The following is a 6,323-nucleotide window of genomic DNA, read 5'->3' on the forward strand; positions in this document are numbered from 1 at the left end:
ATGAGCAAGCTGCGCGTGGCGGTCCTCGGAGCCAAGGGCCGCATCGGCTCCGAGGCGGTACGGGCCGTCGAGGCGGCCGAGGACCTCGAGCTGGTGGCCGCCCTCGGCCGGGGCGACAAGCTGGAGACCCTCGCCGAGACCGGCGCCCAGGTCGCGGTCGAACTGACCACGCCGGACTCGGTGATGGCCAACCTCGAGTACTGCGTGGGCCACGGCATCCACGCGGTCGTCGGCACCACCGGCTGGACCGACGAACGCCTCACGCAGCTGCGGGGCTGGCTCGCCGCCTCCCCGGAGACGGGCGTCCTCATCGCGCCCAACTTCTCCATCGGCGCCGTCCTGACCATGAAGTTCGCGCAGATCGCCGCGCCGTACTTCGAATCGGTCGAGGTCGTCGAACTGCACCACCCGAAGAAGGTCGACGCCCCGTCGGGTACGGCCACCCGCACGGCCCAGCTCATCGCCGAGGCCCGGCGCGCGGCGGGCACCGCCCCGGCGCCGGACGCCACGGAGACGGCCCTGGACGGCGCCCGCGGCGCCAGCGTCGACGGGATCCCCGTGCACGCCGTCCGCCTGCGCGGTCTGCTCGCCCACCAGGAGGTGCTGCTCGGCGGCGAGGGCGAGACCCTGACGATCCGCCACGACTCCCTCCACCACAGCAGCTTCATGCCGGGCATCCTGCTCGGCGCGCGCCGCGTGGTGACCACCCCGGGCCTGACCTTCGGCCTGGAACACTTCCTGGACCTGGGCTGACACCGCCATGCGCGCCAAGCTGTCCTACGCCATAACCGCCGCCGTCCTGGTCTTCTACTTCGTCCTGGTCGGCAGCCGCGGCGTCATGCTCATCGAGTCCGGCACCCTCGTGACCGTCACCTTCGGCGTGGCGGTGCTGATCCTGCCGGTCATCGGCCTGTGGTTCCTGTGGAAGAACACCCAGTTCGTCCGCAAGGCCAACCGGCTCGCCGCCGAACTCGACGCCGAGGGCGGCCTGCCCGTCGACGAACTGAGGCGCACGCCGGGCGGCCGGATCGACCGCGACTCCGCCGACGAGGTCTTCGCCAAGCGCAAGGCCGAGACGGAGGCGGCCCCCGACGACTGGCGCAGCTGGTTCCGCCTCGCCGTCGCCTACCACGACGCCCGCGACACCCCGAGGGCGCGCAAGGCGATGCAGCGTGCGATCGCCCTGCACGAGGGCAGGGCGATCGAGGCGTAGCCCCCGCCGTCGGCCCTCACGAACGCCGAAGGGGCCGTTCCGCACTTCTCGCGGACGGGCCCCTACGCACGTACGACTGCCGACTTGCCGGCGGGCGCGTGCGCCCCACAGCTCCCAGCTCCAGTCGAGCACGGCACGCAGGGTGCGCTGGTGCGGTCTGGCGGCGCGGGTTGCCGGCCGGCAGCAGGGCGAAGCGGTCCTCCAGCCGCTCGACGGAGGGCTCCACGGCCGACGTGCGCGACCGGGAGGCGGCCGGCTCGATCGCCGACGTCAGCCCCGCCGGTTCTCCGCGGCCCAGGCCTCAATGGTGTCCGCCGCCCGGTCGAAGGACCCGGCACGCCCCACGAAGTCGGCGTTGTGCGTCGTCATCAGCACCGGCGCGTCCTGCGCGGCCCGGTCCTTGCGCTGCAGGAGCAGCGCCTGTCCCTGCACCGTCCGCGGCAGCCCCAGCCAGCGCACCGGCTGCTGCACCGTCCGCACGGCGACGACCTGCTCCCAGGCCGTCGTACGCGTGCTGACGAAACCGACGTGACGCAGCCCCCGCGCGCTCACCCACACACCCATGCGCAGCAGCCGCAGGGCGCCCAGGATGACGACCAGCGCGACCCCGAGGATCACCCCGGCCTCGGACACCGACGCGGTGAGCGCGATCACGACGGCCGCGAACAGCACGAACGAGGCGAGCAGCAGCAACAGCGCCGCCGTCCCCACCCGCCACGGCCCGGGGCGGTAGGGGCGCCGCCAGCGGTCGCGGTCGTCGAAGGGCAGCGCGAGGTCGTCGGCTGTCTCGAAAGCACGGTCGGCCGTCAGGAAGGGCAGGGGCACGGCTGGTCCTCACTCGATCCACGCGTGGGCTGTGCCCGGTGAGGCTATCCGCCTGTGTCCCCGCTCACCACTCTCGGGGGTCCGATGGAGTCAGTGCCCCTGGGAGGCCTGTGACTGCTGAGCCGGTGCATGGGCGTCGGTCGACAGCGCCGGCATGCCGAGCACCAGCGAGCCCACGAGCGCGGCCACGATGGTCATCCCGAGCAGCCAGCGCCCGGCTACCTGACCGGCGGACGCCCGCTCGCGCGGCGGGGGAGCGACATTGCTGCGAAACCTGTCGGCCTCCGCGACGAAGGCGAACGGAACGGGTTCGCGCCGACGAGACATGGCTGGTACCTCTCCTCTCGGAGTCGAATGAGTGACCGTCACCCACACAGACGGGCGAGTGCCCCAAAAGGTGCCCGGTTTCGCCGAATTCACAGAAATTCGCCGACGTATGTCGCGACCCGGTACCGAACGCCCCGTTGTCAGTGCCGGGCCGTAGAGTGGGCGCCGCCCGAGAGACGTGATGGAAGGACCCTCCGAGCCGTGACCGACACCCCCGCCGACGACCTCAAACCCAGCTTTCGCAGTGACGTCACCGTCGAGCTGGTCAAGCACAGTGCGGCCGACTCCGACGTGCTGTGGGCCGCCCGCGTCTCGACCGCCGGCGAGCAGTCCCTGGAAGAGCTGAACAAGGACCCGGAGCGCTCCAAGGGCCTGATCAACTACCTCATGCGGGACCGGCACGGCAGCCCCTTCGAGCACAACTCGATGACTTTCTTCATCAGCGCCCCGATCTTCGTCTTCCGCGAGTTCATGAGGCACCGGGTGGGATGGTCGTACAACGAGGAGTCGGGTCGTTATCGTGAGCTTCAGCCTGTCTTCTACGTCCCCGGACAGTCCCGGAAGCTGGTTCAGGAAGGTCGGCCCGGCAAGTACGTCTTCGTCGAGGGGACCCCGTCACAGCACGCGACGGTCACCCGCGAGCTGGAGGAGTCGTACCAGCAGGCGTACGGCGCCTACCAGAAGCTGCTTGCCGAGGGTGTCGCCCGCGAGGTCGCGCGTGCCGTCCTTCCCGTGGGGCTCTTCTCCTCCATGTACGCCACCTGCAACGCCCGTTCGCTGATGCACTTCCTCGGGCTGCGCACCCAGCACGAGCTCGCGAAGGTGCCGTCCTTCCCGCAGCGGGAGATCGAGATGGTGGGCGAGAAGATGGAGGCGGAGTGGGCGAAGCTCATGCCGCTGACGTACGCCGCCTTCAATGCGAACGGGCGCGTGGCACCGTGACGCTCCACCGTCCCCCCGCGAAGCACACATGTACGGGTCAGCCTCGCCAGGTGTCCCAATTGCGGCATTTGGCGAAGTTCATCTAGCCTGATCAAACGGACCCGGTACTGCTTGAACCCCCGAGCAGGCAGTACCGGGCTCCGCATTTGTCCGGACTTATCCCGCACCCCGAGGGCAGACCTCGTAATCAGCAGCGAGTAGCGTGTTACCCATGGCTCCGACCTCCACTCCGCAGACCCCCTTCGGGCGGGTCCTCACCGCCATGGTCACGCCCTTCACGGCGGACGGCGCACTCGACCTCGACGGCGCACAGCGGCTCGCCACCCACCTGGTGGACGCAGGCAACGACGGCCTGATCATCAACGGCACCACCGGAGAGTCCCCCACCACGAGCGACGCGGAGAAATCGGACCTCGTACGGGCGGTCCTGGAGGCGGTCGGCGACCGGGCCCACGTGGTCGCCGGCGTCGGCACGAACGACACCCACCACAGCATCGAGCTGGCACGCGAGGCCGAGCGGGTCGGCGCGCACGGCCTCCTGGTCGTCACCCCGTACTACAACAAGCCCCCGCAGGAGGGTCTGTACCGGCACTTCACGGCCGTCGCCGACACCACCGGCCTGCCGGTGATGCTCTACGACATCCCCGGCCGCAGCGGCGTCCCGATCAACACCGAGACGCTGGTCCGGCTCGCCGAGCACCCGCGCATCGTCGCCAACAAGGACGCCAAGGGCGACCTCGGCCGCGCGAGCTGGGCCATCGCCCGCTCCGGCCTCGCCTGGTACTCCGGCGACGACATGCTCAACCTGCCGCTGCTCTCCGTGGGCGCGGTCGGCTTCGTCTCGGTCGTCGGCCATGTCGTCACGCCCGACCTGCGGGCCCTCGTCGACGCCTTCGTCTCCGGTGACGTACACAAGGCCACGGAGATCCACCAGAAGCTGCTCCCCGTCTACACGGGCATGTTCCGCACGCAGGGCGTCATGACGACGAAGGCCGCGCTGGCCCTCCAGGGGCTGCCCGCCGGACCCCTGCGCGCCCCCATGGTCGAGTGCGCGCCGGAAGAGATCGAGCAGCTCAAGATCGATCTTGCCGCCGGCGGGGTACAGCTCTGACAACAGACTTAGCACCACCCGGGCTTCACAACTGAATAGGCAGGCCACCGGTTGCCTGCGTCCCACAACGACAACTGCTACACGCACGAACGTCACGCGCGCCACGTGCCCACCGGTACGTGGCGCGTGTGGTGAGGAGAGTCTTTTGAGTCATCCGCATCCTGAACTCGCCCCGCCCCCGCCTCTCACCGAGGGCGGCCTACGGGTCACCCCGCTCGGCGGTCTCGGTGAGATCGGCCGAAACATGACGGTCTTCGAGTACGGCGGCCGTCTCCTGATCGTCGACTGCGGAGTGCTCTTCCCCGAGGAGGAGCAGCCCGGAATCGACCTGATCCTGCCGGACTTCTCGTCCATCAGGGACCGCCTCGACGACATCGAGGGCATCGTCCTCACACACGGCCACGAGGACCACATCGGCGGTGTCCCCTTCCTGCTCCGCGAGAAGCCGGACATCCCGCTGATCGGCTCCAAGCTGACCCTCGCCCTGATCGAGGCCAAGCTCCAGGAGCACCGCATCCGCCCGTACACCCTCGAGGTGGCGGAAGGGAACCGCGAGCGCGTCGGCCCCTTCGACTGCGAGTTCGTCGCGGTCAACCACTCCATCCCGGACGCGCTGGCCGTCGCCATCCGCACCCCGGCCGGCATGGTCGTCCACACCGGCGACTTCAAGATGGACCAGCTCCCGCTGGACAACCGTCTCACCGACCTCCACGCGTTCGCACGCCTGAGCGAGGAGGGCATCGACCTCCTGCTCACGGACTCCACGAACGCGGAAGTCCCCGGTTTCACCCCGCACGAGCGGGACATCTCCAACGTCCTGCGCCAGGTCTTCGGAAGCGCCCGCAAGCGGATCATCGTGGCGAGCTTCGCCAGCCACGTCCACCGCATCCAGCAGATCCTGGACGCGGCCCACGAGTACGGCCGCCGGGTCGCCTTCGTCGGCCGCTCCATGGTCCGCAACATGGGCATCGCCCGCGACCTTGGCTATCTCAAGGTTCCCCCGGGCCTGGTGGTCGACGTCAAGACGCTCGACGACCTCCCCGACCACGAGGTGGTCCTGGTCTGCACGGGCTCCCAGGGCGAACCGATGGCGGCCCTGTCCCGCATGGCCAACCGCGACCACCAGATCCGCATCGTCGACGGCGACACGGTGATCCTGGCCTCCTCGCTGATCCCGGGGAACGAGAACGCGGTGTACCGCGTGATCAACGGCCTGACCCGCTGGGGCGCCAACGTCGTCCACAAGGGCAACGCGAAGGTCCACGTCTCGGGCCACGCCTCGGCCGGCGAACTGCTGTACTTCTACAACATCTGCCGTCCGAGGAACCTGATGCCGGTGCACGGCGAATGGCGCCACCTGCGGGCGAACGCGGAACTCGGCGCGTTGACGGGCGTTCCGCACGACCGGATCGTCATCGCCGAGGACGGCGTGGTCGTCGACCTCGTCGAGGGCAAGGCGAAGATCTCGGGCAAGGTGCAGGCGGGCTATGTGTACGTCGACGGGCTCTCCGTCGGCGATGTCGGCGAGCCGGCGCTGAAGGACCGAAAGATCCTCGGTGACGAGGGCATCATCTCGGTCTTCGTGGTGGTGGACTCGTCCACCGGCAAGATCAGCGGCGGACCGCACATCCAGGCCCGCGGTTCCGGCATCGAGGACTCCGCCTTCAGCGAGGTGATCCCGAAGATCACGGAGGTCCTGGAACGCTCGGCCCAGGACGGCGTCGTGGAGCCGCACCAGCTGCAGCAACTCATCCGCCGCACGCTCGGCAAGTGGGTCTCCGACACCTATCGCCGCAGGCCGATGATCCTCCCGGTCGTCGTGGACGTCTGACACCTCGTGCGGGTGAACTAGGAGCGGGGGGGGGGGGGGGGGGGGGGGGGGGGCCCCCCCCCGGGGGGGGGGCG

General features: G+C 69.7%; 7 protein-coding genes. 5 read left to right on the forward strand and 2 right to left on the reverse strand.

Annotation, left to right across the window (positions count from 1 at the left end; all coding sequences use genetic code 11):
• Both dapB and MKW14_RS28810 read left to right on the forward strand, forming a co-directional pair.
• Positions 1–753 carry a 4-hydroxy-tetrahydrodipicolinate reductase gene (dapB, locus tag MKW14_RS28805; RefSeq protein WP_240867145.1) on the forward strand — a complete coding sequence of 251 codons (753 nt, stop codon included), beginning with the start codon at positions 1–3 and terminating at the stop codon, positions 751–753.
• Between the two features lie 7 nt (positions 754–760).
• The gene (locus MKW14_RS28810) at positions 761–1,213 is read left to right on the forward strand and encodes a tetratricopeptide repeat protein (protein WP_240867147.1); all 453 of its coding nucleotides are present in this window, start codon (positions 761–763) and stop codon (positions 1,211–1,213) included.
• A 270-nt stretch (positions 1,214–1,483) separates the two neighbouring features.
• Here MKW14_RS28810 and MKW14_RS28815 read toward each other — a convergent pair whose 3' ends face one another.
• Positions 1,484–2,038 (reverse strand): SCO5741 family PH domain-containing membrane protein, encoded by a 555-nt coding sequence (locus MKW14_RS28815; RefSeq protein WP_240867149.1) that lies wholly within the window; start codon positions 2,036–2,038, stop codon positions 1,484–1,486.
• A gap of 90 nt (positions 2,039–2,128) precedes the next feature.
• Positions 2,129–2,365 (reverse strand): hypothetical protein, encoded by a 237-nt coding sequence (locus MKW14_RS28820; RefSeq protein ID WP_240867151.1) that lies wholly within the window; start codon positions 2,363–2,365, stop codon positions 2,129–2,131.
• A 201-nt stretch (positions 2,366–2,566) separates the two neighbouring features.
• On the opposite strand from MKW14_RS28820, the gene thyX reads away from it, so the two are divergent.
• The 3 genes from thyX (at position 2,567) to MKW14_RS28835 (ending at position 6,249) form a co-directional block, all read left to right on the forward strand.
• Positions 2,567–3,307, forward strand: a complete 741-nt coding sequence (gene thyX / locus MKW14_RS28825; protein ID WP_240867154.1) for an FAD-dependent thymidylate synthase — start codon at positions 2,567–2,569, stop codon at positions 3,305–3,307.
• A gap of 211 nt (positions 3,308–3,518) precedes the next feature.
• Positions 3,519–4,418, forward strand: coding sequence for a 4-hydroxy-tetrahydrodipicolinate synthase (gene dapA, locus MKW14_RS28830; protein WP_240867157.1), 900 nt, complete (start codon positions 3,519–3,521; stop codon positions 4,416–4,418).
• A 145-nt stretch (positions 4,419–4,563) separates the two neighbouring features.
• A complete protein-coding gene (locus tag MKW14_RS28835) occupies positions 4,564–6,249 on the forward strand; it encodes a ribonuclease J (RefSeq protein ID WP_240867159.1) in 1,686 nt (561 codons plus the stop codon).
• Positions 6,250–6,323: the final 74 nt, after the last annotated feature.

It is taken from the genome of Streptomyces gilvus, from assembly GCF_022513565.1.
GTDB classification, from domain to species: Bacteria; Actinomycetota; Actinomycetes; order Streptomycetales; family Streptomycetaceae; genus Streptomyces; species Streptomyces gilvus.

Coding starts and splice junctions, on each gene's coding strand:
- dapB (WP_240867145.1), top strand. CDS start 1: ATGAGCAAGCTGCGCGTGGCGGTCCTCGGAGCCAAGGGCCGCATCGGC.
- MKW14_RS28810 (WP_240867147.1), top strand. CDS start 761: ATGCGCGCCAAGCTGTCCTACGCCATAACCGCCGCCGTCCTGGTCTTC.
- MKW14_RS28820 (WP_240867151.1), bottom strand. CDS start 2,365: ATGTCTCGTCGGCGCGAACCCGTTCCGTTCGCCTTCGTCGCGGAGGCC.
- dapA (WP_240867157.1), top strand. CDS start 3,519: ATGGCTCCGACCTCCACTCCGCAGACCCCCTTCGGGCGGGTCCTCACC.